The organism is Acidovorax sp. GW823-FHT02H02, from assembly GCF_058797075.1.
On sequence record NZ_JBXAJH010000048.1, the window covers coordinates 1 to 1101 of the forward strand.

Annotated in this window: 1 protein-coding gene and 1 pseudogene; both read right to left on the bottom strand. The window is 64.5% G+C overall.

Annotated features, from left to right (window positions below; genetic code table 11):
* Positions 1-72: 72 nt before the first annotated feature.
* Positions 73-906 (bottom strand): IS21-like element helper ATPase IstB, encoded by an 834-nt coding sequence (gene istB / locus AC1RDS_RS20970; protein WP_492227363.1) that lies wholly within the window; start codon positions 904-906, stop codon positions 73-75.
* Positions 903-1101, bottom strand: a pseudogene (locus AC1RDS_RS20975) (IS21 family transposase); the annotation flags it as partial. The pseudogene AC1RDS_RS20975 and the gene istB, both read right to left, overlap by 4 nt.

Genomic DNA, 1101 nt, shown 5'->3' on the forward strand with positions numbered 1-1101 from the left:
TGTTGATTTCCGCGTAATCCTGACCCCGGTTTTTCATCCAATATTGACCCCACCTGTTGGGGTGTAGCCGGGCTACGCGTCTGTGGATAAGTCTACTGTTGGTGCGTTCGTTTCTCCTTTCTCAATGACTTCCGGCAGGGCCGTCCTGGGCCGCCTTTTCTGAACGGTCTTGGGTGCTGCGCTGGAATGCTTGAACCGCCAGCTCTCATTGCCGGTCTCCACGATGTGGCAGTGGTGGGTCAGCCGGTCGAGCAGTGCGGTGGTCATCTTGGCGTCGCCAAATACCTGACTCCATTCCCCGAAGCTGAGGTTGGTGGTGATCAGCACGCTGGTTCGCTCGTAGAGCTTGGAGAGCAGATGGAACAGCAGCGCTCCACCGGCCTGGCTGAACGGCAGGTAGCCCAGTTCATCGAGGATGACAAGGTCCATGTAGACCAGCCGGTGGGCCAGCTGTCCGGCCTTGCCCTGGCTCTTCTCCAACTCCAGCGCGTTGACCAGCTCCACGGTCGAGAAGAAGCGCACCCGCTTGCCGTGCCGCTGGATCGCCTCGATCCCGATGGCCGTGGCCAGGTGTGTCTTGCCGGTGCCCGGACCACCGATGAGCACCACGTTGTGCGCGGCCTCGATGAACGCGCCGCCGTGCAGCGTGCGCACCAGAGCCTCGTCCACACTGGCCTGGCTGAACTCGAAGCCGGCCAGGTCACGGTGGGCCGGGAAGCGGGCTGCGCCCATCTGGTACGCCATGGAGCGCACCGAACGCTCAGCCTGCTCGGCCCGCAGCAGCTGACTGAGGAAGGCTTCAGGGCTGAAGTCGGTGTGCCGTGCCTGCGCTGCCACCTCGGGGTAATTGGCGGCCATGCCATGCAGCTTCAGGGCCTTGAGGGCGCCGATGATCTCCTGGCTCATGCGCGCACCCCCTGTGGGTCATCGTCGCCTACCGAGCGAAGCCGGTCGTAGCGCTGCACGTTGGCCTGCGGCGCCACCGTCAGGGTCAGCGGCGTTCTGGCCGCTGCCACCTCTGCCTGGCTGCCAGCCTTCAGACGCGCGAGCACGTTGAGCACATGCTCGCCGCTGGGCTTGCCGCTCTCGAGCGCCAGTTCG

What these genes read in the sequence shown, in the direction of transcription:
- istB (WP_492227363.1), bottom strand. Translation starts at nt 906, where the DNA reads ATGAGCCAGGAGATCATCGGCGCCCTCAAGGCCCTGAAGCTGCATGGC.